Origin of the sequence: Streptomyces catenulae (assembly GCF_000718015.1) — a bacterium.
In the GTDB taxonomy this organism is placed as follows: Bacteria; Actinomycetota; Actinomycetes; order Streptomycetales; family Streptomycetaceae; genus Streptomyces; species Streptomyces catenulae.
Genome location: NZ_JODY01000034.1, coordinates 60,667 through 86,142, shown reverse-complemented (window position 1 = coordinate 86,142; position 25,476 = coordinate 60,667). Strand labels below are relative to the sequence as shown.

Below are 25,476 nucleotides of genomic sequence, written 5' to 3'. Positions count from 1 at the left end.
GGGACTCTGTGGGAGAGTAGGACGCCGCCGAACAATTTTTACGCTCCGGTCCCCGGAAACCAGTGATGGTTTCCGGGGACCGGAGCATTTTTGCGTTCAAAACCTTTTCAGGTAGGGCGCGTCGGAGAGAGCTGGTGTGGGCGTTGCTGGGGGGATTTGCCGCCCGGCACCTTCGGCTGAGTGTGTACGGCGGTCGGTCCCGTAGGAGTCGCTGGTTGAGGAGCTGTGGGCAGGGGCCTCGGAGTCGTTGTACGGGCTGCTGGGGCTCGTCTCCGTGGTTGAGCGGCCTGGGCCCGTGCCTGGGGGAGCGGGGCGGGGCAGGGGAGCGGATACGCCTCCGCCCCGCCTCCCGAGGGGGAGACGGGGCGGAGGGAGGCCCGGGGAGTGGCCTGGGCGTTGTCCGGGACTTGGTGTGGGTGTGTCAGTTGCCTTCGGTGGTCTGGCCGGGGACGTGGGGCGTGGGGGACGGGGTGTCGTAGTCGGTGAGGCCGGCGGCGTGGGCGAGTTCGATGTCGAGGGACTCACGGCGGATGCGCTGGTCCATGTAGAGGAGGGCCGTCACGCCCGCGCTGAGCGGGAAGGTGAGGGCGGAGCTGATGACCGCGCCGAGGCCCAGGAGGGTCAGGAAGGTCCAGCCCGTGGCCTCGGCGGTGCCGCTCACCCAGTTCAGGAGGGTGTCGCCGTCGAGGATGAAGGCGATCAGCGTGACCGGGATCTGGACGAGGAACGCGACGACGCCGACGATCACGTACATCAGCAGCTGGATGCCGAGGATGCGCCACCAGGAGCCGCGTACCAGCTTGGCGGAGCGGCGCATCGCGGCGAGGACGCCCTGCTTCTCCAGCATCAGGGCCGGAGGGGCGAGGCTGAACCGTACCCAGAGCCAGACGGCCAGCGCGCCACCGGCGAGCAGGCCCAGCGAGCCGAGGGCGAATCCGGCGGGTGCGGAGCCCACCGCGACGATGATGCCGCCGGGCAGCGTGCACACCAGGATCACGGCGGTGAGCAGCAGCGTCAGCAGGAAGAGGAGGCCGCAGAGGCGGGGCAGTTGGGGGCGGGCGTCGCGCCATGCCTCACCGGCGGTGACCGGGCGGCCGAGGACCGCGCGGCTGACGATCATGGTCAGCAGGCCGGTGGCGAAGATCGTGGCGAGCAGCCCGATCAACGAGGTGATGCCGCTGCCGAGGAGGGTCTTGCCCAGGTCACGGAAGGCCCGGATGACCTCCTCGGTGGACTCGCCGCTCAGGACGGGGGTGCGGCCGTTCTCCGGGAACCACAGGCCCGTCACGAGGGTGATGGCGGTCTGGGCCACGACGGCGATGACCAGCGAGATCCCGACGACGGGGCGCCAGTGGGCGCGGAGCGTCGAGAGGGCGCCGTCGAGGATCTCCCCGACGCCCAGCGGCCGCAGCGGGATGACGCCGGGCTTCGCGGCGGGCGGCAGCGGTGCCCAGCCGCCGCCCCAGGGCGGGCCGCCCGGTACCTGGCCGCCCGGCACCGGGCCGCCTCCCCCGTGACCCGCGGTGGCGCGTCCCCGGGGGCCGGGGACGCCCGCGGGCGGGGACCACGTACCGGCGGGTGGCTGCTGCTTCGACCACTGGGGCGGGGGCGCTGCCTCCTCGCCGGTGCGGTCGTCCGGTGCGGGGGTGGTGTCGGGTTGGTCCCGGTCGCCGCGGTCCGGTTCGTCGGAGGGGGCGGATCCGGGCGAGGCCCAGCCCGGAGAGTTGTTCATCGTCGCTCCTTCATGCTTCCCGGCCGCCGCCGTGGCGGTCGGGGACCGGCGTCAGCGGTGGCAGTCATCGTGTCATGGCGGATCTGGCCGGGCGCCTGTGGCCCGGGAGGGCGGTGAGGTTCTCCGGGGGTGGTGCGCGGCGGCAGACTGGGCGGATGGTCGAACGTCACGAGGTACCCGAGACCGGCGCCGCGGCGCCCGTCGTTCCGTCGCTGAGGTGGGCGGACCCGCCCGAAGGACCCGCGGTGGTGCTGCTGGACCAGACCCGGCTGCCCGCCGAGGAGACCGAGCTGGTCTGCGCGGACGTGCCGCAGCTGGTGCGGGCGATACGGACGCTGGCGGTGCGCGGGGCGCCGCTGCTGGGGATCGCGGGCGCGTACGGCGTCGCGTTGGCCGCGGCGCGCGGTGACGAGGTGACGGCGGCGGCCGAGGAACTGGCGCACGCCCGGCCGACGGCGGTCAACCTCGGGTACGGGGTGCGGCGGGCGGCCGCTGCCCACCGTGCGGCGGTGGACGCCGGTGCGGAGCCCGGGACGGCCGCCGCGGCGGCGCTGGCCGAGGCGCGTGCGGTGCACGCCGAGGACGCCGACGCCAGCGCGCGGATGGCGCGCCACGGTCTGGCGCTCCTCGATGAGCTGCGGCCCGGCGGCGGCCACCGGATCCTCACCCACTGCAACACCGGTGCCCTGGTGTCCGGCGGTGAGGGGACCGCGCTGGCCGTGGTGCTCGCCGCGCACCGGCAAGGCGCGCTGCGCAGGCTGTGGGTGGACGAGACCCGGCCGCTGCTCCAGGGCGCGCGGCTGACCGCGTACGAGGCGGGGCGGGCCGGGATGCCGTACACGGTGCTGGCGGACGGGGCGGCGGGGTCGCTGTTCGCGGCGGGGGAGGTGGACGCGGTGCTGATCGGGGCGGACCGGATCGCGGCGGACGGCTCGGTGGCCAACAAGGTGGGCAGCTATCCGCTGGCGGTGCTGGCGCGGCACCACGGGGTGCCGTTCGTGGTGGTGGCGCCGCTGAGCACCGTCGATCCGGCGACCGGGCGGGGTGCGGACATCGTCGTGGAGCAGCGTCCGGGGAGCGAGGTGACGGAGATCTCGGGGCGCCTCCGGGTCGCTCCGGAGGGTGCACCGGCGTACAACCCGGCGTTCGATGTGACGCCCGCGGAGCTGGTGACGGCGATCGTGACGGAGGCGGGCGTGGTCTCGCCGGTGACCCGGGAGGGGCTCGCGGAGCTGTGTTCCACGTCACGTTGGAGTACGTCACGATCAGGTAATGGGATGATGGCCGAATGAAGGGACGCGTCCTCGTCGTCGACGACGACACCGCACTGGCAGAGATGCTCGGCATCGTGCTGCGCGGCGAAGGCTTTGAACCGTCGTTCGTGGCGGACGGTGACAAGGCGCTCGCCGCCTTCCGCGAGTCCAAGCCCGATCTTGTGCTGCTCGACCTGATGCTTCCCGGACGGGACGGCATAGAGGTGTGCCGCCTGATCCGGGCCGAGTCCGGGGTGCCGATCGTGATGCTCACGGCCAAGAGCGACACCGTGGATGTGGTGGTCGGCCTCGAATCGGGGGCGGACGACTACATCGTCAAGCCGTTCAAGCCGAAGGAGCTGGTCGCCCGGATACGGGCCCGGCTGCGGCGGTCGGAGGAGCCGGCGCCCGAGCAGCTGGCCATCGGTGACCTGGTCATCGATGTCGCCGGGCACTCGGTGAAGCGGGACGGGCAGTCGATCGCGCTGACGCCGCTGGAGTTCGACCTGCTGGTGGCGCTGGCCCGTAAGCCGTGGCAGGTCTTCACCCGCGAGGTGCTGCTGGAGCAGGTGTGGGGGTACCGCCACGCCGCCGACACCCGGCTCGTCAACGTCCATGTGCAGCGGCTGCGCTCCAAGGTCGAGAAGGACCCCGAGCGGCCCGAGATCGTGGTGACCGTGCGCGGCGTCGGCTACAAGGCCGGGCCCAGCTGATATGAGCCGGACCGGTGCGGCCCCGGAGGAGAAGCGGGGGCGTGCCACCGACCCGGCCCGTGGGACGTCCCTCTCGGCGAGGGTGTTCGCGCGGTTGCTCCGTGGCGGGCAGCTGCTGCCCGACGGCGCGGTCAGCGGCCCGGTGCATCCGTTGTTGCGGCTGTTCAGCCGGTGGGTGCGGCGGCCGCTGCTGCCCGCGCTGCGGCTGTGGCGGCGCAACATCCAGCTCCGGGTCGTCGCCTCGACGCTGCTGATGTCGCTGGTCGTGGTGTTGCTGCTCGGCGTGGTCGTCGTCGGGCAGGTCCGCAACGGGCTGCTCACCGCGAAGGCGCAGGCCGCGCAGAGTCAGGCGGCGGGCGGTTTCGGCGTGGCGCAGAAGCTCGCCGACGGCGCCGGGACGGGCACCGGGGCCACCGCGGGGGACGACACCGCGCGCTCCGGGGGCCGTGGCGCACAGGACTCCGCGACCTGGCTGACCGGTCTGGTCGAGCAGCTGGCCAGTGGTGGCCAGGGTGTCTTCTCCGTCGTGGCGCTCAGCTCCGACTCCGACGAGCCGTTCGGCGACGCCAGCCGGGGCACCCGGGGGCCGCGCGCCTCCGGGGACGTCGATCCGGAGGCGAGCGTCCCGCCGGAGCTGCGGCGGAAGCTGGACGCCCGGGCGGGCACGTTCCGGCAGTACACGCAGATCAAGCGGATCGGCTCGGACGAGGCCCGGCCGGCGTTGATCATCGGCAAGCGTCTCAACGATGTGAACGGCAACCAGTTCCAGCTCTACTACCTCTTCCCGTTCACGCAGGAGGCGGAGACGCTGAAGCTGGTCACGGGCACGCTGGCGACGGCCGGGGTGTTCGTGGTGATCCTGCTCGGCGCCATCGCCTGGCTCGTCGTCCGGCAGGTCGTCACGCCGGTGCGGATGGCCGCGGGGATCTCCGAGCGGCTGGCGGCCGGGCTGCTCCAGGAGCGGATGAAGGTCTCCGGCGAGGACGACATCGCCCGTCTGGGTGAATCGTTCAACAAGATGGCGCAGAACCTCCAGCTCAAGATCCAGCAGCTGGAGGAGTTGTCCCGGATGCAGCGCCGCTTCGTCTCGGACGTCTCGCACGAGCTGCGGACGCCGCTGACGACGGTCCGGATGGCGGCGGACATCATCCACGAGGCGCGCGAGGACTTCGATCCGGCCACCAAGCGCTCCGCGGAGCTGCTCCGTGGCCAGTTGGACCGCTTCGAGTCGCTGTTGGCGGAGCTGTTGGAGATCAGCCGGTTCGACGCCGGTGCGGCGGCGCTGGAGGCCGGGCCGGTCGATCTGCGGGACGTGGTGCAGCGGGTGATCGAGGGCGCCGAGCCGCTGGCCGAGCGGACCGGGACCCGGATCGTGGTGCGCGGCGCCGAGCAGCCGGTGATCGCCGAGGCGGATTCCCGGCGGGTCGAGCGGGTGCTGCGCAATCTCGTCGTCAACGCCGTCGAGCACGGTGAGGGCCGTGACGTGGTGGTGCGGCTGGCGTCGGCCGGTGGCCCCAGCGGCGGCGCGGTGGCGGTGGCGGTGCGCGACTACGGCGTGGGGCTGAAGCCGGGCGAGGCGGCCCGGGTGTTCAACCGTTTCTGGCGCGCGGACCCGGCGCGGGCGCGGACGACCGGCGGTACGGGTCTGGGCCTGTCGATCGCCGTCGAGGACGCGCGGCTGCACGGCGGCTGGCTCCAGGCGTGGGGCGAGCCCGGCGGCGGTTCGCAGTTCCGGCTGACGCTGCCGCGGACGGCGGGCGAGGCGCTGCGCGGGTCGCCGATCCCGTTGGAGCCGGAGGACTCGCGGCGCAACCGCGCGGCGGCGGCCACGAGCCGTCCGCGGCCCGGTGCCCGTACCCCGGCCGCGCTGACGGCCCCGTCCCGCCGGGCGCTGCCCGCCGGTCCGTCCGGTGGCGGTACGGAGCCCGAGGGCGTACGGGACGACGAGGCGGCGCGCGGGGCGCAGGCGCACGCCGGTGAGGTGGCCCGGTCCGGAGACCCGGCCGACGGCGTACGGGGCGGGGACCGGGAAGGTGAGCTGCGTGGGCGCTGAGCAGGGACGACAGCGGGATGCCGGGGTTCCCCGGACGGTTCGGGGCGCGGGTGTCGCGGGGCCGGAGGGGGCGGGCGCCGCGGTGTCGCGTCCCCGGGCCGTCCCGGGGGCGCGGGTGCGCCGGGTCCGGGGTGTCGCGCTGCTGGGGTCCGTGGCGCTGGTGCTGGCCGGTTGTGCGTCGATGCCGGAGAGCGGGGACGTCAAGGCGGTCGACCAGTCACCACGGGCGGACGGCGATTCGCAGGTGCGGGTGTACGGCGTACCGCCGCAGGCCGGTGCGCGGCCGACCAACATCGTCCGCAGCTTCCTGGACGCGACCACCAGCGACGAGGCGGATTTCCGGACGGCCACGCAGTATCTGGCGCAGTCGGCGCGGAAGACCTGGCGGCCGTTCCTGGTGACGAACGTGCTCCAGGAGCGCCCCAAGCCGGAGAACGGGCCGCAGATCCACGGGGACCGGGACGGATACACCGTCACGCTGTCGGGCAGTCAGGTCGCCACGGTGGACGCCGCGCACGCGTACACGCCGGAGGAGAAGCCGTACCACCGCACGATCCACCTCATCAAGGAGAAGGGGCAGTGGCGGATCGACCGGCTGCCCAACGGGCTGGTGCTCGGGCAGTCCGATTTCCAGCGCATCTACCAGTCCGTCAACAAGTACTACTTCGCGTCCTACAAGACGGAGTCGCAGGAGCCCAAGGCGCGCCGTGACGTCCTGGTCGCCGACCCGGTCTACCTGCGGCGGCGGATAGATCCGATCACGGCGAGCGTGCAGGCGCTGCTGGACGGGCCGACCAACTGGCTGAATCAGGTCACCGTCTCGGAGTTCCCCTCCCGCACCCGGCTGGCCAGCCGCAGCCTGTCGCTCGACGACTCCAACGCGCTGCGGGTGAAGCTCACCAAGGAGGTGGTGAGCACCGACACCGGGCAGTGCCGGCGGATGGCGGCTCAGTTGTTCTTCACCGTCCAGGACATGACCCGGGCATCGAAGATCAGCGAGGTGGAGCTGCAGGACGACAACGGCAACTCGCTGTGCGTCCTGAGCCAGAGCCGGGCGGAGCGGGACTTCGCGCCGCAGCCGCGCACCGGCGGACCGGCGGACGAGTACTACCTCGACGCCGGGCACCGGCTCGTCGCGCTGTCCGACGCCGCGGCCGAGGCGTCGCCGGTGCGCGGCCCGTTCGGCACCGGCAAGACGCCGCTGGGCTCGGTCGCCGTCGCGCGGGACGAGCGCACCGCCGCCGGGGTGTCGACCGACGGCAGATCGCTGTACGTCGCCGCGCTGGAGGACGGTACGGAGCGCGGCGGACCGATGCTGACCAGCGCGGTCAAGGACGGTCTGACGGCGCCCAGTTGGGACGGGCTGGGGGATCTGTGGATCGCCGAGCGCACCGTCCACGGTTCGCGGCTGCTGCGGATGCGCGAGGGCAAGGGCGATCCGGAGCAGGTGGCGGTGCCCGGGTTGGGTGACCGGCGGATCAAGGCGATCCGGATGGCCGCGGACGGCATCCGGATAGCGATCCTGGTGGAGGACGGCGGGCGGACGACGCTGCAGCTCGGCCGGGTCGAGCGGGGCGGTTCGTCGGCGCGCCCGCTGCTGTCGGTCGAGGAACTGCGGCCGATCGCCCCGCAGTTGGAGGACGTGGTCGCGGCCTCCTGGGCGGGCGGCAGCCGGTTGGTGGTCGTCGGCCGGGAGTCGGGCGGCGTCCAGCAGATGCAGTTCATGGAGACCGACGGGTCGGCGTCGAACGTGCCGAGCCTGCCCGGTGTCACGGGCGTCAAGGCGGTGGCCGCGTCCGAGGATGAGACCCGTCCGCTGATCGCGGACGCCGTCGACGGCATCGTCCGGTTGCCGCCGGACGCCAATTGGAAGACCGTGGCGAAGGACGGTACGGCGCCGGTCTACCCGGGGTGAGTGCGCGGCTACGCGGCCGGGGGCCGGTGCGCCGGAGGAGTTGTCCACAGGGCTGGTGACGGGCCGCCCCGCGCGTGACAGTGGGTTCATGCGCGGGATGTGGCGGGAGCTGGCCGGGCTGGTGCTGCCGGTGGAGTGCGCCGGGTGCGGGCTGGTGCGGACGGAGCTGTGCGGGCCGTGCCGCCGGAGGCTGGCGCGCGGTGGACGCGGCGCGGCCCGGGTGCGCCCGGACCCGCCGCCGTACGGGCTGCCCGAGGTGTGGGCGGGCGCGGTCTACGCCGACGAGGTGCGCGCGGTGCTCCTCGCCCACAAGGAACGCGGCGCGCTACGGCTCGCCGAACCGCTGGGCGCGGCGCTGGCGGGCGCGGTACGGGGGCTGTGCGGGCGGCAGGGCGGTGCGGGTCCGCGGGCGGGTCCGGTGGTGCTGGTCCCGGTGCCGTCGGCGCGGCGGGCGGTGGCCGGGCGCGGGCACGACCCGGTGCGGCGGCTGGCGTACGCCGCCGCCCGCGAGCTGCGGCGGACGGGCCGGGCGGCGCGGGTGTGGGCCGGGCTGCGGCAGTGCAGACCGGTGGCCGACCAGGCGGGTCTGGGCGCCCGGGAGCGGCGCGCCAACCTCGCCGGTGCCCTGGAGGTCCGGGGCGGGGCCGCCGGGCCGGTGGCGGCGGGGCGGATGGTGCTGGTGGACGACCTGGTGACCACGGGGGCGACGCTCGCCGAGGCCGGGCGGGCGGTGGCGGCGGTGGGCGGCCGGGTGCGGGGGGCGGCCGTGGTGGCCGCTCCGGGGGCGGCGTTCGCCGCGTACGGAACCGCAGCCGGAATCCGGACGTTCCAGGGATGACAGGGGACAGGGGTGACAGGACGACCCCGGAGAGGCGAAATCCACTCGAACGCAGCTGGTTGCCGTGAGGGGGTGCCGACACCCGCCGGAGCGAGCTATGTTCGGTTGTGAGGACTTGGCAGACGCTTTGCCTCGAATGTCGTGCTGGGTGCATATGAGGCCGTTTGCCGCGACCCTGAAATCAGGAGAGTGGAGAGCCCGTCCCCGGGGGAGGAGGAGGTGAACGCCAAGTCCGAGGCTTCGGCACTCACCGGAGCCTGGTGCAAGAAGGAATCGCACCGCCTTCCGGGCGGAGCGATCCGGGAACGGAGTTCTGCGTGGACATCGTCGTCAAGGGCCGCAAGACCGAGGTGCCCGAGCGGTTCCGCAAGCACGTGGCCGAGAAGCTGAAGCTGGATAAGGTCCAGAAGCTCGACGGCAAGGTGATCAGCCTGGACGTCGAAGTGTCCAAGGAGCCGAACCCGCGGCAGGCCGACCGTTCCGACCGGGTGGAGATCACCCTTCGCTCCCGTGGCCCGGTAGTCCGGGCCGAGGCGGCGGCAGGTGATCCCTACGCGGCGCTCGATCTGGCCACCGCGAAGCTGGAGGCACGGCTGCGCAAGCAGCACGACAAGCGCTTCTCCCGTCGGGGCAGCGGCCGGATCCCGGCCAGCGATGTCGCGGTGAGCGTCCCCGACGCCGCGAGCCTGAAGCCCAACGGGGAGCTCGCGACGGACGTGCTGTCCGAGGAGCAGGTGCCCACCAAGAAGGTGGCGTCCCTGGACGTCCAGGGGGACGGCCCGCTGGTCGTCCGCGAGAAGACCCACTCCGCGGCGCCGATGGCACTCGACCAGGCGCTCTACGAGATGGAGTTGGTCGGTCACGACTTCTATCTCTTCGTCGACGCCGAGACGAAGCAGCCGAGTGTCGTCTACCGGCGGCACGGCTACGACTACGGCGTCATCCACCTGAACCCCGACTCGTTCGGGGAGGAAGGAGCCGGGGGCGCGGGGGGCGCACTCGGCGGCTGACCTCATCCCCATGGTGCCCCCGGCGTGCGCCCGGGGGCACCATCACGCCTGCATGGGGGAGGAGTTGATGCCGTATAGAGTTGGTGCCGGGCCATGGCGCGGGGGCACCTGGGGTGCCGGGGACGCGGCCGTATGGCGTTGATCGGGCTGGCCGCGGGGGCTGTTGTCAACCAGCCTTGTGTCCAAGCTCTGGCCATCGGGCCGGGCAGTTGACGGGGAGGGACGATGGGGGACAGCTTCGGACCCGTGCGCGGCGACGCGGGCGGCGGCAACGGCGCCGGTGACGCGTGCGGGAGGGGAACGGAGCCGTCACGCAAGGAGCCGATCCGGGTGCTGGTCGTCGACGACCACGCCCTCTTCCGGCGGGGGCTGGAGATCGTGCTGGCCCAGGAGGAGGACATCCAGGTCATCGGCGAGGCCGGGGACGGCACCGAGGCGGTGGAGAAGGCCGCCGACCTGCTGCCCGACATCGTGCTGATGGACGTACGGATGCCCCGGCGCGGCGGCATCGAGGCGTGCACCGCCATCAAGGAGGTGGCCCCCAGCGCGAAGATCATCATGCTGACGATCAGCGATGAGGAGGCCGATCTCTACGAGGCGATCAAGGCCGGGGCCACCGGCTATCTGCTCAAGGAGATCTCCACGGACGAGGTGGCCACCGCCATCCGGGCCGTCGCGGACGGGCAGTCGCAGATCAGCCCCTCGATGGCGTCCAAGCTGCTCACCGAGTTCAAGTCGATGATCCAGCGCACCGACGAGCGGCGGCTGGTGCCCGCGCCCCGCCTCACCGACCGGGAGCTGGAGGTCCTCAAGCTCGTCGCCACCGGCATGAACAACCGCGACATCGCCAAGGAACTCTTCATCTCCGAGAACACCGTGAAGAACCATGTCCGCAACATCCTGGAGAAGCTCCAGCTGCACTCCCGGATGGAAGCGGTGGTCTACGCGATGCGGGAGAAGATCCTCGAAATCCGCTGACGCCGGGCGGACGCCTGGCCCAGGACGGGCCCGCTCCGGCGCCGGGCCCCGCGCTCCTGTCCGCGCGGCCCGGCCGGTCACCGCCTCCCCGGTCAGCCGCCGAGGTGTATCAGCTCCCGGTGCAGCGCGGCGGCCTGTGCCGGGTCGTCGCAGCGCTCCACCCGGACGGTGTCGCACCCCACCCAGCCCGCCGCCTCGTACAGCGCCTGCGCCATCGGGCGGGCCGCCGCGGTGCCGTCCATCGAGACCTGGCGGGCGACGAGCGTGCTGCCCTCGCGGGCCGGGTCGACGCGGCCGATCAACCGGCCCCCGGACAGCAGCGGCATCGCGAAATAGCCGTGTATCCGCCGGGCGCGCGGGACGTACGCCTCCAGGCGGTGGGTGAAGCCGAAGATCCGCTCGGTGCGCGGGCGGTCCCAGATGAGGGAGTCGAACGGGGAGAGCAGCGTCGTGCGGTGGCGGCCGCGCGGCGGGGCCGCGAGCGCCGCGGGGTCGGCCCAGGCGGGCTGGGACCAGCCCTCGACCTCGACCGGCACCAGCCCGGAGTCGGCCACCACGGCGTCCACCTGCGCGGCCTTGAGGCGGTGGTAGTCGGCGAGATCGGCGCGGGTGGCGACGCCCATCGCGGCGCCCGCCTGCGCCACCAGACGGCGCACGCAGTCGTCGTCGGTCGGCTCGTCCGCCAGCAGCGGGGCCGGTACGGCGCGCTCGGCGAGGTCGTACACCCGCTTCCAGCCACTGCGCCGGGTGCAGACCACCTCGCCGTACATCAGGGCGCGCTCCACCGCGATCTTCGAGGCGCTCCAGTCCCACCACTCGCCGCCGTTCTTCGCGCCGCCCAGCTGGCTCGCGGTGAGCGGACCCCGCTCCCGCAGCTGTGTGAGGACCGCGTCGTAGGCGGCGGGGGAGAGCTCGTGGTGCCAGTGCGGGTGGGCGCGGTAGGCGCGGCGGCGGAAGGCGAAGAGCGGCCACTCCTCGACGGGCAGGATGCAGGCGGCGTGCGACCAGTACTCGAAGCTGCGCCCGCCGCTCCAGTAGGCGGACTCGATCTCCGTACGGTCGACGGCGCCGAGGCGGCTGTACGGGATCAGCTCGTGCGAGCGGGCGAGCACGGAGATCGTGTCGAGCTGCACCGAGCCGAGGCGGCGCAGCACCCCGCGGACCCCGGCGCGGCGGCCGTCCGCACCCAGCAGGCCCTGGGCGCGCAGGGCCAGCCGCCGCGCCTCGTCACGGGAGAGTGCGGTCACGGAGTGCGGTTGCGGTGTCACGGCGGTCATGCGGCACAGCGTAGGGGCGACCACGGACAACGCCGCGGTCGCGGTGGCCCGCACCCGGCGGAGCCGTGCCTTCCGGCCCGCGCCGCCGCCTCACTCCTCGTACGGCAGATACGGCGTCCGCGCCGCGGCGCCGCCGGACGGCGTGTCGAGGTCCGGCAGGTCGGAGGGGAGGAGCGAGCCGATCCAGACGTCCCGGCGGGTCCCGCCGCGGACCAGCTCGCCGCGGAGCGTGCCCTCCCGGTGGAAGCCGGTGCGGCGGGCGACCGCCCACGAGCCGTGGTTGCCGGCCTCGGCGCGCCACTCCAGACGCTCCACGCCCAGCTCGCAAAAGGCCCAGCGGACCACCGCGGCGGCGGCTTCGGCGGTGTAGCCCTTGCCGCGCTGCTCCCGGGCGGTCCAGTACCCCAGCTCGGCCTGGCGCTCCGGGGTGCGCAGACGCTCCAGACGGACCAGGCCCACCGCGCCGACCAGCGTCTCCGCGTCCCGGGTGAGCACCGCGAACGACAGATCGGAGTCCGCGCGCCAGCCCTGCGGGGAGAACACGCCCGTGAAGTGCTCGGCGTCCCGGACGGTGTACGGGGACGGGACGCTGGTCCAGCGCGGGATGTCCGGGTCCTGGCAGGCGGTGTGCACCGCGGGCGCGTCCGACGGCCGGAACGGGCGCAGCAGCAGGCGCTCCGTGGTGAGGGTGACGGGTCTCATGGAGGGATTCTGCGGCCACCGGGGTACGGGTGCGAAGGGATTTCACCGCCCCGCCCGGCACCTTCTCGCGGCCTCGCGCGTTCATGGGAAGAGGGGTCGGCGGGGTTCGCTGCGGCGGACCTCCCGACCGGACGGCGTCCTCCTTTACGATGGCCGTTGCGGCGGGGCCTGCCCCTTGGAAAAATGCCGCGCCCGCGCACCCGACCGTGCAGGCCCGACCGGCAAGGAGACCAGCCCAAGTGTCCGTCTTCAACAAGCTCATGCGTGCAGGCGAAGGAAAGATCCTGCGCAAACTGCACCGCATCGCGGGGCAGGTCAACTCCATCGAAGAGGACTTCGCGGCCCTCTCCGACGCCGAGCTGCGGGCGCTCACCGATGAGTACAAGGAGCGCTTCAAGGACGGCGAGAGCCTGGACGACCTGCTGCCCGAGGCGTTCGCCACGGTCCGCGAGGCCGCCAAGCGGGTGCTCGGCCAGCGCCACTACGACGTCCAGCTGATGGGTGGCGCGGCCCTTCACCTGGGGTATGTCGCCGAGATGAAGACCGGTGAGGGCAAGACCCTCGTCGGCACCCTCCCGGCGTATCTGAACGCCCTCTCCGGCGAAGGCGTCCACCTCATCACGGTCAACGACTACCTCGCCGAGCGCGACTCCGAGATGATGGGCCGGGTCCACAAGTTCCTGGGCCTGCAGGTCGGTTGCATCCTCGCCGACATGACCCCGGCGCAGCGCCGTGAGCAGTACGGCTGCGACATCACGTACGGCACCAACAACGAGTTCGGCTTCGACTACCTCCGCGACAACATGGCCTGGTCGCAGGAGGAACTCGTCCAGCGGGGCCACAACTTCGCGATTGTCGACGAGGTCGACTCGATCCTCGTCGACGAGGCCCGTACGCCGCTGATCATCTCCGGTCCGGCCGACTCCGCCACCAAGTGGTACGGCGACTTCGCGAAGTTGGTGCGCCGTCTGAAGAAGGGCGAGGCGGCCAACCCGCAGCGCGGCATCGAGGAGACCGGCGACTACGACGTCGACGAGAAGAAGCGCACCGTCGGCATCCACGAGTCCGGCGTCAGCAAGGTCGAGGACTGGCTGGGCATCGACAACCTCTACGAGTCGGTGAACACCCCGCTGGTCGGCTACCTCAACAACGCGATCAAGGCCAAGGAGCTGTTCAAGAACGACAAGGACTACGTCGTCATCGACGGCGAGGTCATGATCGTCGACGAGCACACCGGCCGTATCCTCGCCGGTCGCCGCTACAACGAGGGCATGCACCAGGCCATCGAGGCGAAGGAAGGGGTGGAGATCAAGGACGAGAACCAGACGCTCGCCACGATCACCCTCCAGAACTTCTTCCGCCTCTACAACAAGCTCTCCGGCATGACCGGTACGGCGATGACCGAGGCCGCCGAGTTCCACCAGATCTACAAGCTCGGCGTCGTCCCGATCCCGACCAACCGCCCCATGCAGCGGATGGACCAGGCCGACCTGATCTACCGCACCGAGCCCGCGAAGTTCGACGCGGTGGTCGACGACATCGTCGAGAAGCACGCGAAGGGCCAGCCGATCCTGGTCGGCACCACCTCCGTCGAGAAGTCCGAGTACCTCTCGCAGCAGCTCAAGAAGCGCGGCGTCGACCACGAGGTCCTCAACGCCAAGCACCACGAGCGGGAGGCGTCGATCGTCGCCCAGGCCGGCCGCAAGGGCGCCGTGACGGTCGCCACGAACATGGCCGGTCGTGGTACGGACATCAAGCTCGGCGGCAACCCGGACGACCTCGCCGAGTCCGAGCTGCGCCGCCGCGGCCTCGACCCGGTCGAGCACGTCGAGGAGTGGGCGGCCGCCCTGCCGGATGCGCTGGAGCGCGCCGAGGCGGCCGTGAAGGCGGAGTTCGAGGAGGTCAAGGAGCTGGGCGGGCTCTACGTCCTGGGCACCGAGCGCCATGAGTCGCGCCGGATCGACAACCAGCTGCGCGGTCGCTCCGGCCGTCAGGGCGACCCGGGCGAGTCGCGGTTCTACCTCTCCCTGGGCGACGACCTGATGCGGCTGTTCAAGGCCCAGATGGTCGAGCGCGTCATGGCGATGGCCAACGTCCCCGACGACGTCCCGATCGAGAACAAGATGGTCACCCGGGCCATCGCCTCTGCCCAGTCGCAGGTCGAGCAGCAGAACTTCGAGACGCGGAAGAACGTCCTGAAGTACGACGAGGTGCTCAACCGCCAGCGTGAGGTCATCTACGGCGAGCGCCGCCGCGTCCTGGAGGGCGAGGACCTCCAGGACCAGGTCAAGCACTTCATGGACGACACCATCGACGCCTACATCCAGGCGGAGACGGTCGAGGGCTTCGCCGAGGAGTGGGACCTGGAGCGCCTGTGGGGCGCGTTCAAGCAGCTCTACCCGGTGAAGGTCACCGTCGAGGAGCTGGAGGACGAGGTCGGCGACCGCGCCGGGATCACCTCCGACTTCATCGCCGAGGCGGTCAAGGAGGACATCGCCGACCAGTACGCCGCCCGTGAGGAGCAGCTGGGCTCCGACATCATGCGGGAGCTGGAGCGCCGCGTGGTGCTGTCCGTCCTGGACCGCAAGTGGCGTGAGCACCTCTACGAGATGGACTACCTCCAGGAGGGCATCGGCCTGCGGGCGATGGCCCAGAAGGACCCGCTGGTCGAGTACCAGCGCGAGGGCTTCGACATGTTCACCGCCATGATGGAGGGCATCAAGGAGGAGTCCGTCGGCTACCTGTTCAACCTGGAGGTCCAGGTCGAGCAGCAGGTCGAGGAGGTCCCGGTGGCGGAGGGCGCGACGACGTCCCTGGAGAAGGAGGCCCCGGAGGCGGTTCCCGCCGGTGCGGGCCGTCCGGAGATCCACGCCAAGGGCCTGGAGGCGCCGCAGCCCGGCCGGGGGCGCCCGCGGTGCCCGCGGCCCGGGCCCCCCGCCGTCGTCTCCGGGAAACGTCCGGCCCGGGCGTGCGGCCCGTTCAGCACGGTCCGGGGCCCGAGCCGTCCGGGGCCGGGCCGATGTCCAGGGCGGCGCAGCGCCAGCGGGCGTCGGCGCCCAGCTCCAGCCGGAAGGCGAGGGCGCGCAGCCGCTCGCCGTGGGCGATCCGGGCGAACGCCTCGATGACGCCGTCGCACGGCCTGCTCAGCCCGCACTCCCGCAGGGTCGGCACATCGTGCGGCCATGTCCCCCGCAGCGGGGCGAGCGGGGCCAGCTCGATCAGGCGGTCGTAGGCGGCGGGCAGCGCATGGCCGAGGAGGGCGTGGACGGGCAGCTCGCCGGTGAGCGTGCGGAGCAGCTGCCGGGCGAACCACTGGTGCGGCCGACGCTCCTGAGCGCGCCGCTGGGCGCCGGGCGTAGGCAGCGCGGCACCGCCCGCCGTCCGCCTGCTGACCGCGGCCGCAGCGCTCACGGAGCGCCCGGGGAGGGCCCGCCCGGCGACGGGCCCGGCGCCCGCGCGGCCGCCGGGGCCCGTGCCCGCGCGGCCGGTCGGGCGGGCGCCCGCGCGTCCCCTGGGGCCGGGGCCCGGGCGGGAGCCGCCCGCGCTTCCCGTCGGTCGGCGGCCCGCCGGGGAGCGGGGCGGGGTGCCGCCGGTGGAGGGCGCTGCTGCGGTCGGTGCCTGGGCGGCGGGGTCGGAGGCCGGGGCCGGGGAAGGCGTGCGGGGCTGGGGCGCCCAGCGGGGGCGCGGGACGGTGGTTAAGCCGTCGGCGGGGGAGCCGGGCGGGGCGGGCTCCGTGGGCGGGGTGGTGCGGGTCGGGAGGGTGGTCGTGGTGCCGGTCATGCGGTCGCCCCCGTTCTGCCGGGCCCGGTCCGTTACCGGGCAGTAGCTTCGGTGGGGCTCTTCTACCGACCGGCCGCGGCGCGGGCAATGAGCTGTCCGCCGCTGTGCGGGCGTCGGAAAGTTCACCGTTCCGGGTGGCGGGCGCGTGAACAGGCCCCGGGAAGCGGGTCCCGGAGCGCCGGAACGGCACCGTCCGGGCCGTGGGGGCGCCCCTCGAAAGGGGACGCGCGCCCGTATGCTGGCTGGCGCCCGGCCGGGCGCCGGGTACCTCTCCGGGCTCGATGAAATTGCGTGAATTGAGTGAAAGCGGCTGTCATGCGCGTCTACGTCCCCCTGACTCTTCCCGGGCTCGCCGAGGTGCACGGCAAGGGGGAGCTGGGCCCCGGCCCGCTGGACGCGTACGCCGTCACCCCGGCGCTGCGCGCGTGGCTCTCCGACGACATCGAGGAGCTGGAGTACACCGCCCTGGGGTACGCGGCCCAGGCGTCGCTGCGGCAGCTCGCCGCGCGGCCGGACGCCGCGCGCCGCCGGGTCGTGGTCGCGGTGGACGTGCCGGACGCCGCGGTGACGGCCGCACCCGGCGGTGCGGAGGACCCCGCCGCGGTGCGGGTGACCGGCCCGGTCCCGATGAAGAAGGCGGCGGCGGTCCATGTGGACGCGTCCGACGCGGAGCGGGCCGTCGCGGCCGCCGCGACCGCGCTCGCCGCCGCCGACGGGGGCGACGAGGCCGCGCTGCGGACGGTCGAGGGCGCGGAGGACCACGACCTGATGTGGTTCGGCGTCCAGGAGATCCCGGCACTGCTCGGCTGAGACGACGGCGCCGGGCGCGGCCGTACCGGCGCTTTCCGCGTACGGGCGCGCGGCCGTACGCGGCGGCCCGGAGCCGGAGCGCCCGGGTCCGCGCCCCGGGCGTGAGGCGTCGCGCCCGGCGTGTGCCCCGGGAGCCGGAGGCGGCGCGGGGGCGTTGTCGGTGGGGGCGGGTACGGTTTTTCGTGTGCCCGGCGCAGGGCGGTGCAGCGGACAGGGGGCTGGAATGAGCGAGCGCGCGACACATCTCGTGTGGGACTGGAACGGCACGCTGTTCCACGACATCGACGCCGTGATCGGGGCGACCAACGCGGCCTTCGCCGAGGTCGGCATGGAGCCGATCACGCTGGAGCGTTACCGCGAGCTGTACCGCGTCCCCGTGCCGCTCTTCTACGAGCACCTGATGGGCCGGATGCCGACGGACGCCGAGTGGCTGGTGATGGACGAGGCGTTCCACCGCCACTACACCGAGCGCCACGGGCGGTGCGGGCTGACCGACGGCGCGGACACGCTGCTGGCGGGGTGGCGGGAGGCCGGTGGCAGCCAGTCGATCCTGAGCATGTTCGGCCACGACGAGCTGATACCCCTGGTGCGGGGCTTCGGCATCGAGCCGCACTTCCTGCGGGTGGACGGCCGTAAGGGACCCTCCGGCGGCGGCAAGAGCGAGGACATGGTGGCCCACCTCGCCGCGCTGGGGTCGGTGGACCCGGGCCGTACGGTCGTGATCGGGGACGCGGTGGACGACGCGGTGGCGGCCCGGCACGCGGGGGCGCGGGCGGTGCTCTACACCGGCGGCTCGCACAGCCGCGACCGGCTCCGGGCGGCGGGCGTCCCGATCGTCGACACCCTCGCCGAGGCGGTCGAGGTGGCCGGAAACCTGGCGGCGTGAGCCGGCGGCCGTGACGAACGGCACTGCCCGCGGGCAGTGGCCCGCGGCCCGGCTCCGGCGCGGCGGGGCCCGCCCTCCGGCGCCCCCGCCCGGCTTCCGCCGTGCCCGTGCCCGTCGGCTCCCGGGGCCGCGTCGGCCCGCCCCGCACCGCCCGCACCTGCGGCGATGCCCCTGGCCGGACCGCCCCCGACCGTCCCCCCACGCACAAACCCTCCGGTAGTCCGTTGTCCAGAAGGTCTAAGTTCGGGGGAGAGATTTGGACGTGTAAGGCCGATGACGGCACCGAAGCGAAGAGCGATAGCCTTGCAGCGTGATCAGCGCGATAACTCGCGGGGGCATCGAGGTCCCCGCCCTGCGCCCGGGACACGGATGTGACCGGGCGGCCGCTGGTCTCTGCGGCCACGAGCGCGTGACGACTACGTCAACAGTCTTCGACCGCGCCCAGGCCCGCGCTCAGCGCGGCATAGCGTCGGCAGCGACAGGACACCCCGCGTCACCGCGGCGTTGTGCAGCATCCACGGAGTTCTTCCACGACGTCACGCAACGGCGCGCGACAGGAGCCAGAGGACATGCAGAACAAGCTGGATGAAGCCAAGACCGAGCTGCTCGAACGGGCGGCCCGGGTCGTTGAAAGCAGCCCGGCCGGGAGCAAGAAGCCGGTCAGAGGTCTCGACCAGGAGACCCTCACGGGTTATCTCCAGCGCTACTACCTGCACACCGCCACCGAGGACCTCGTGGACCGGGACCCGGTGGACGTGTTCGGCGCCGCGATCTCGCACTTCCGCCTCGCCGAGAACCGCCCGCAGGGCACCGCCAACGTCCGGGTGCACACCCCGACCGTCGAGGAGAACGGCTGGACCTCCAGCCACTCCGTCGTCGAGGTGGTCACCGACGACATGCCCTTCCTCGTCGACTCGGTCACCAACGAGCTGTCCCGGCAGGGCCGCGGCATCCATCTGGTGATCCACCCGCAGGTCACCGTCCGCCGCGACGTCACCGGCAAGCTCCTGGAGGTCCTGGACCCCGGTGAGGCCCACGCCGCCGCCGCGCCCGCCGCGAAGCCCGCGGCCAAGGGCAAGGGCCGGACCACCAAGGCCAAGGCGAAGGCCGCCGAGCCGGAGCTGCCGCACGACGCGGTCACCGAGTCGTGGATCCATGTCGAGATGGACCGCGAGACCGACCGCGAGGACCTCAAGCAGATCACCGCGGACCTTCTCCGGGTGCTCTCCGACGTCCGCGAGGCCGTCGAGGACTGGGAGAAGATGCGCGGCGCCGCGCTGCGGATGGCCGACGAGCTGCCGTCCGAGCCGACCGCCGACGACCTGCGCGACCAGGAGATCGAGGAGGCCCGCGAGCTGCTGCGCTGGCTCGCCGCCGACCACTTCACCTTCCTCGGCTACCGCGAGTACGAGCTGATCACCGCCCCCGGTGAGGGCGACGCCGAGGAGGACGTCCTCTCCGCCGTGCCCGGCACCGGCCTCGGCATCCTGCGCGCCGACCCGGTGCACGCCGAGGACGACGGCCACCCCGTCTCCCCGTCGTTCAACCGCCTCCCGGCCGACGCCCGCGCCAAGGCCCGTGAGCACAAGCTGCTCATCCTCACCAAGGCCAACAGCCGCGCCACCGTCCACCGCCCGTCCTACCTCGACTACGTCGGCGTCAAGCGGTTCGACAAGGACGGCAACGTCATCGGCGAGCGCCGCTTCCTCGGCCTCTTCTCGTCGGCGGCGTACACCGAGTCGGTGCGCCGGGTGCCGGTGATCCGCCGCAAGGTCGCCGAGGTGCTGGAGGCCGCCGGGTTCACGCCCAACAGTCACGACGGCCGTGACCTGCTCCAGATCCTGGAGACCTACCCGCGCGACGAGCTGTTCCAGACCCCGGTCGACCAGCTGCGGTCCATCGCCACCAGCGTCCTCTACCTCCAGGAGCGCCGCCGCCTGCGGCTCTACCTCCGCCAGGACGAGTACGGCCGCTACTACTCCGCGCTGGTCTACCTCCCGCGCGACCGCTACACCACCGGCGTCCGGCTGCGGCTGATCGACATCCTCAAGGAGGAGCTGGGCGGCACCAGCGTCGACTTCACCGCCTGGAACACCGAGTCGATCCTCTCCCGGCTGCACTTCGTCGTCCGCGTCGAGCCCGGTGCCACGCTGCCGGACCTGACCGACGCCGATGTGGACCGCATCGAGGCGCGGCTGGTCGAGGCCGCCCGCTCGTGGGCCGACGGCTTCGCCGAGGCGCTGACCGCCGAGGTCGGCGAGGAGCGCGCCGCCGAGCTGCTGCGCCGCTACGGCCACGCCTTCCCCGAGGGCTACAAGGCCGACAACTCCCCGCGCAGCGCCGTCGCCGACATCCAGCACCTGGAGAAGCTCGCCGCCGACAGCGGCAAGGACTTCGCGGTCAGCCTCTACCAGCCGGTCGGCGCCGCGCCCAACGAGCGCCGCTTCAAGATCTACCGCACCGGTGAGCCGGTCTCGCTCTCCAAGGTGCTGCCGGGCCTGAACCGCCTGGGCGTCGAGGTCGTCGACGAGCGCCCCTACGAGCTGCCCTGCTCCGACGCCACGCTGGCCTGGGTCTACGACTTCGGTCTGCGGATGCCGGAGAAGGTCAACGGCGACGACTCCCGCGAGCGCTTCCAGGACGCCTTCACCGCCGTGTGGACCGGCGCCGCCGAGAGCGACGGCTTCAACGAGCTGGTGCTCCGCGCCGGTCTCGACTGGCGTCAGGCGATGGTGCTGCGGGCCTACGCGAAGTACCTGCGGCAGGCCGGGTCGACCTTCAGCCAGACGTACATGGAGGACACCCTCGCCAACAACGTCCACACCACCCGGCTGCTGGTCTCGCTCTTCGAGGCGCGGCTCTCGCCGGAGCGGCAGAGCGCCGGTACCGAGCTGATCGACGGTCTGCTGGAGGAGCTGGACGGCGCGCTCGACCAGGTCGCCTCGCTGGACGAGGACCGCATCCTGCGCTCGTTCCTCACCGTCATCAAGGCCACCCTGCGCACCAACCACTACCAGCGCGACGCCGAGGGCCGCCCGCACGCGTACCTCTCGATGAAGCTGGACCCGCAGGCGATCCCCGACCTCCCGGCGCCCCGCCCGGCGTTCGAGATCTGGGTGTACTCGCCGAAGGTCGAGGGTGTGCACCTGCGCTTCGGCAAGGTGGCGCGCGGTGGTCTGCGCTGGTCGGACCGGCGGGAGGACTTCCGTACGGAGATCCTCGGCCTGGTCAAGGCGCAGATGGTGAAGAACACCGTCATCGTGCCGGTCGGCTCCAAGGGCGGGTTCGTCGGCAAGCAGCTGCCGGATCCGTCGCAGGGCCGGGACGCCTGGCTCGCCGAGGGCGTCGCCTGCTACCGCACCTTCATCTCCGGTCTGCTCGACATCACCGACAACCTCGTCGGCGGCGAGGTCGTGCACCCGCAGAACGTCGTCCGCCACGACGGCGACGACACCTACCTGGTTGTCGCCGCGGACAAGGGCACCGCGACCTTCTCCGACATCGCCAACGAGGTCGCCGAGTCGTACGGCTACTGGCTGGGCGACGCCTTCGCCTCCGGTGGCAGCGCGGGCTACGACCACAAGGGCATGGGCATCACCGCCCGCGGTGCCTGGGAGTCGGTCAAGCGCCACTTCCGGGAGCTGGGCCACGACACCCAGACCCAGGACTTCACCGCCGTCGGCGTCGGCGACATGTCCGGTGACGTGTTCGGCAACGGCATGCTGCTCAGCGAGCACATCCGCCTGGTCGCCGCCTTCGACCACCGGCACATCTTCCTCGACCCGAAGCCGGACGCGGCCACCTCGTACGCCGAGCGCCGCCGCCTGTTCGAGCTGCCGCGGTCGTCGTGGGCGGACTACAACACCGAGCTGCTGTCGCAGGGCGGCGGCGTCCACCCGCGGACGGCGAAGTCCATCCCGATCAACGCGCACATCCGCGCGGCGCTCGGGCTGGAGGCAGGCGTCAAGAAGATGACGCCCGCCGAGCTGATGAAGGCCATCCTCAAGGCGCCGGTGGACCTGGTCTGGAACGGCGGCATCGGCACCTACGTCAAGTCGTCGGCCGAGTCGCACGCCGATGTCGGCGACAAGTCGAACGACGCGATCCGCGTCAACGGCGACGAGCTGCGCGCCAAGGTCGTCGGCGAGGGCGGCAACCTCGGTCTGACCCAGCTGGGCCGGATCGAGTTCGCCACCAACGGCGGGAAGATCAACACCGACGCGATCGACAACAGCGCCGGTGTGGACACCTCCGACCACGAGGTGAACATCAAGATCCTGCTCAACGCCGTGGTCGCCGACGGCGACATGACGGTCAAGCAGCGCAACAAGCTGCTCGCCGCCATGACCGACGAGGTCGGCGCGCTGGTGCTGCGCAACAACTACGCGCAGAACACCGCGCTGGCGCTGGCCCAGGCCCAGTCCGGTTCGATGATCCACGCCCAGCAGCGCTTCCTGCGCCGCCTGGTGCGCGACGGTCACCTCGACCGGGCGCTGGAGTTCCTCCCCACCGACCGGCAGATCCGCGAGCGGCTGAGCAACGGCCGGGGGCTGACCCAGCCGGAGACCGCGGTGCTGCTCGCGTACACCAAGATCACGGTGGCCGATGCGCTGATCCGGACGGGGCTGCCGGACGACCCGTACCTCCAGCACCTGCTCAACGCGTACTTCCCGTCCGCGCTGCACGAGAAGTTCGCCGAGCAGATCGAGGGCCATGCGCTGCGCCGCGAGATCGTCACCACGGTGATGGTCAACGACACCGTCAACACCGGTGGGACGAGCTTCCTGCACCGGATGCGGGAGGAGACCGGCGCCTCGCTGGAAGAGGTCGTGCGGGCGCACACCGCCGCGCGGGCGATCTTCCGGCTGGGCCAGGTGTGGGACGACGTCGAGGCGCTGGACAACCGCGTCGCGGCCGCCGTCCAGACCCGGATCCGGCTGCACAGCCGTCGGCTCGTCGAGCGCGGCACCCGCTGGCTGCTCAACAACCGCCCGCAGCCGCTGGAGCTCTCCGGGACCATCGACTTCTTCCGCGACCGGGTCGCCGCGGTCTGGGAGCAGCTGCCGAAGCTGCTCCAGGGCGGCGCCCGTGACTGGTACGAGGCGAACCTCGCGGAGCTGACCGAGGCGGGCGTGCCGGAGGCGCTGGCCGTCCAGGTGTCCGGCTTCTCGTCGGTCTTCCCGGCGCTGGACATCGTGGCCGTCGCCGACCGCACCGGCAAGGAGCCGCTGGCCGTCGCCGAGGTCTACTACGACCTGGGCGACCGGCTGCGGATCAACCAGCTCCTGGACCGGATCCTGGAGCTGCCGCGTGACGACCGCTGGCAGTCGATGGCGCGGGCGTCGATCCGTGAGGACCTGTTCGCCGCGCACGCCGCGCTCACCTCGGACGTGCTGTCCGAGGGCGACGCCTCCGCCACGCCGGAGCAGCGGTTCTCGGCGTGGGAGGCGAACAACGCCGCGATCCTGGGCCGCGCCCGCGCGACCCTGGAGGAGATCCACGGTTCGGAGGGCTTCGACCTGGCGAACCTCTCGGTCGCGATGCGGACGATGCGCACCCTGATGCGGACGCACAGCTGATCCCCGGCTGAGCGGCGGGCCCCGGCCCGTACGCACGGCGACGGCCCCGGAGCGGAATGCTCCGGGGCCGTCGCCTGCTGCCGTACGGGGACGAGCGCACATCGCCGTACGGGGACGAGTGCGCAGGTCGGGGCTACTTGTGCGCCTCGTACGCCGACACGACCTCCTCGGTCGGGCCGTCCATGACGAGTTCGCCCTTCTCCAGCCAGAGGACGCGGTCGCAGGTGTCGCGGATCGACTTGTTGTTGTGGCTGACGAGGAAGACGGTGCCGGCTTCCTCACGCAGTTCGCGGATACGGGCCTCGGAGCGCTTCTGGAAGGCGCGGTCGCCGGTGGCCAGCGCCTCGTCGATCATCAGCACATCGTGGTTCTTGGCGGCGGCGATGGAGAACCGCAGCCGGGCGGCCATGCCGGAGGAGTACGTCCGCATCGGCAGCGAGATGAAGTCGCCCTTCTCGTTGATGCCGGAGAAGTCGACGATGCCCTGGTAGCGCTCGCGGACCTCCTCGCGGCTCATGCCCATGGCGAGACCGCCGAGGATGACGTTCTTCTCGCCGGTGAGGTCGTTCATCATCGCCGCGTTGACGCCGAGCAGCGAGGGCTGGCCGTCGGTGTAGACGCGTCCGGCGGCGGGCGGCAGCAGCCCCGCGACGGCCCGCAGCAGGGTGGACTTCCCGGAGCCGTTGGAGCCGATCAGGCCGATCGCCTCGCCCTTGTGCGCGGTGAAGGTGACACCGCGGACGGCGTGCACCTCGCGGGTCCCGGCGGTGGTGGTGCGGCGGACGATCCGGCGCAGCGCGGAGACCGCGTTGCCGCGCCCGCTCCCGGCGCCGTGGACCTTGTAGACGATGTGGACGTTGTCGGCGATGACGGTGGGGACGCGGTCGTCGGGTCCGCCGGGCGGGTCGGCGGGGGCGCCGGGCGCCGGTACGGTGCCGGGCCGTCCGGCCGCGCCGGTGGTGGGTCCAATTCCGGTGTGTTCCGCGAGCGTGGTGGTGTCAGCCACGGCCGTACTCCTCCTCCGCCTTCCAGAAGAAGACATAGCCGACGGCGCCGGAGAGCAGCGCCCAGCCCAGGGCCATCGGCCAGACGTGGGCGGGGAGCGCGGAGGCGCGGACGGAGTCGATCAGGGCGTACCGCATCAGGTCGATGTAGATCAGTGCGGGGTTGGCGTTCAGGGCGGCGGCGATGAACGCGGGGGCGTGCTGGGTGAAGACCGAGAGGTTGTAGAAGACGCCCGAGACGTACATCCAGGTGCGCAGGATGAACGGCATGAGCTGGGCGGTGTCGGTGGTGCGGGCGCCGATCCGGGCCATGACCATCGCGAGTCCGGCGTTGAAGACGGACTGGAGCAGCAGCGCCGGGATCATCAGCAGCCAGTGCCAGGTCAGCGGCACCCCGCAGAGCAGCACGATGGCGGCGAGCACCCCCATCGAGAAGATCAGCTGCTGGAGCTGGATCAGGGTGTACGCGATCGGCAGGCAGGCGCGCGGGAAGTGCAGCGCGCGGACCAGCCCGAGGCTGCCGGAGACCGCGCGGGTCCCGGCGAGCACGGTGGACTGGGTGAAGGTGAAGACGAAGATTCCGGTGCACAGGAACGGGATGAAGTCCGGGATGCCGCGGTCCGTGTGGAGCAGCATCCCGAAGATCAGGTAGTAGACCCCGGCGTTGAACAGCGGCGTCATCACCTGCCAGAGCTGGCCCAGGCGCGCGGTGGTGTAGAGCGCGGTGAGCCGGGCGGTGGCGAAGGTGCCGATGAAGTGGCGCCGGGCCCAGAGCCGGCGGGAGTACTCCGGCAGGGCCGGGCGGGCGCCGCTGAGCGTCAGCCCGTGGCGCGCGGCCAGCTCACGCAGGTGCGGATCGGGCGTGGCGCCGGGGCCGGGGAGCCGGGCGGTGTCCGGTCCGGCCGGTGCGGGGGGAGCGAGGGTCTGGGGCATGGGGCCGCTTTCG

Annotated in this window: 16 protein-coding genes and 1 pseudogene; 11 read left to right on the top strand and 6 right to left on the bottom strand. The window is 72.4% G+C overall.

The features are described from left to right. Positions 1-421 precede the first annotated feature (421 nt). Positions 422-1,732, bottom strand: coding sequence for a DUF7847 domain-containing protein (locus IF23_RS0125660; RefSeq protein ID WP_030287645.1), 1,311 nt, complete (start codon positions 1,730-1,732; stop codon positions 422-424). A 155-nt stretch (positions 1,733-1,887) separates the two neighbouring features. Here IF23_RS0125660 and mtnA point away from each other — a divergent pair, with 155 nt between their 5' ends. The 7 genes from mtnA (at position 1,888) to IF23_RS0125625 (ending at position 10,492) form a co-directional block, all read left to right on the top strand. Further along, positions 1,888-3,024: an S-methyl-5-thioribose-1-phosphate isomerase gene (gene mtnA / locus IF23_RS0125655; RefSeq protein WP_030287643.1), complete on the top strand. Its 1,137-nt coding sequence runs from the start codon at positions 1,888-1,890 to the stop codon at positions 3,022-3,024. Then, positions 3,021-3,698, top strand: a complete 678-nt coding sequence (gene mtrA / locus IF23_RS0125650) for a two-component system response regulator MtrA (RefSeq protein ID WP_004000747.1) — start codon at positions 3,021-3,023, stop codon at positions 3,696-3,698. Before mtnA ends, mtrA begins: the two co-directional genes overlap by 4 nt. Before the next feature lies 1 nt (position 3,699). After that, positions 3,700-5,751 (top strand): MtrAB system histidine kinase MtrB, encoded by a 2,052-nt coding sequence (gene mtrB, locus IF23_RS0125645; protein ID WP_078654251.1) that lies wholly within the window; start codon positions 3,700-3,702, stop codon positions 5,749-5,751. A gap of 82 nt (positions 5,752-5,833) precedes the next feature. Continuing rightward, positions 5,834-7,666 (top strand): LpqB family beta-propeller domain-containing protein, encoded by a 1,833-nt coding sequence (locus IF23_RS0125640; RefSeq protein ID WP_030287638.1) that lies wholly within the window; start codon positions 5,834-5,836, stop codon positions 7,664-7,666. Positions 7,667-7,754: 88 nt separating this feature from the next. After that, on the top strand, positions 7,755-8,504 hold the full coding sequence (locus IF23_RS0125635; protein ID WP_030287636.1) for a ComF family protein: 750 nt from the start codon (positions 7,755-7,757) through the stop codon (positions 8,502-8,504). Between the two features lie 317 nt (positions 8,505-8,821). Beyond that, positions 8,822-9,514, top strand: a complete 693-nt coding sequence (gene hpf, locus IF23_RS0125630; RefSeq protein WP_030287634.1) for a ribosome hibernation-promoting factor, HPF/YfiA family — start codon at positions 8,822-8,824, stop codon at positions 9,512-9,514. Between the two features lie 225 nt (positions 9,515-9,739). Next, a complete protein-coding gene (locus tag IF23_RS0125625; RefSeq protein WP_030287632.1) occupies positions 9,740-10,492 on the top strand; it encodes a response regulator in 753 nt (250 codons plus the stop codon). A gap of 92 nt (positions 10,493-10,584) precedes the next feature. Here IF23_RS0125625 and IF23_RS0125620 read toward each other — a convergent pair whose 3' ends face one another. Next, entirely contained in the window at positions 10,585-11,769 is a 1,185-nt protein-coding gene (locus tag IF23_RS0125620) for a winged helix-turn-helix domain-containing protein (RefSeq protein WP_030287630.1), read from the bottom strand. Between the two features lie 90 nt (positions 11,770-11,859). Further along, entirely contained in the window at positions 11,860-12,471 is a 612-nt protein-coding gene (locus tag IF23_RS0125615; protein ID WP_030287628.1) for a GNAT family N-acetyltransferase, read from the bottom strand. A gap of 239 nt (positions 12,472-12,710) precedes the next feature. Between IF23_RS0125615 and secA the strand changes: the two genes are divergently transcribed. Beyond that, positions 12,711-15,596, top strand: a complete 2,886-nt coding sequence (gene secA / locus IF23_RS0125610; protein ID WP_245655110.1) for a preprotein translocase subunit SecA — start codon at positions 12,711-12,713, stop codon at positions 15,594-15,596. On the opposite strand, the pseudogene IF23_RS35685 reads toward secA, so the two are convergent. Next, positions 15,547-16,251, bottom strand: a pseudogene (locus IF23_RS35685) (Rv3235 family protein); the annotation flags it as partial. The gene secA and the pseudogene IF23_RS35685 sit on opposite strands and share 50 nt — an antisense overlap. A gap of 315 nt (positions 16,252-16,566) precedes the next feature. Between IF23_RS35685 and IF23_RS0125600 the strand changes: the two are divergent. The 3 genes from IF23_RS0125600 (at position 16,567) to IF23_RS0125590 (ending at position 23,526) form a co-directional block, all read left to right on the top strand. Further along, complete coding sequence (locus IF23_RS0125600; RefSeq protein ID WP_030287623.1) at positions 16,567-17,061, top strand: DUF6912 family protein; 495 nt, start codon at positions 16,567-16,569, stop codon at positions 17,059-17,061. A gap of 223 nt (positions 17,062-17,284) precedes the next feature. Beyond that, on the top strand, positions 17,285-17,947 hold the full coding sequence (locus tag IF23_RS0125595; RefSeq protein WP_030287621.1) for an HAD family hydrolase: 663 nt from the start codon (positions 17,285-17,287) through the stop codon (positions 17,945-17,947). Between the two features lie 569 nt (positions 17,948-18,516). Continuing rightward, positions 18,517-23,526: an NAD-glutamate dehydrogenase gene (locus IF23_RS0125590; protein WP_030287619.1), complete on the top strand. Its 5,010-nt coding sequence runs from the start codon at positions 18,517-18,519 to the stop codon at positions 23,524-23,526. 133 nt (positions 23,527-23,659) lie between these two features. On the opposite strand, the gene IF23_RS0125585 is transcribed toward IF23_RS0125590, so the two are convergent. Further along, positions 23,660-24,394 carry an ABC transporter ATP-binding protein gene (locus IF23_RS0125585; RefSeq protein ID WP_051739896.1) on the bottom strand — a complete coding sequence of 245 codons (735 nt, stop codon included), beginning with the start codon at positions 24,392-24,394 and terminating at the stop codon, positions 23,660-23,662. Between the two features lie 130 nt (positions 24,395-24,524). Further along, positions 24,525-25,463 (bottom strand): ABC transporter permease, encoded by a 939-nt coding sequence (locus IF23_RS0125580; RefSeq protein WP_030287615.1) that lies wholly within the window; start codon positions 25,461-25,463, stop codon positions 24,525-24,527. Positions 25,464-25,476 lie beyond the last annotated feature (13 nt).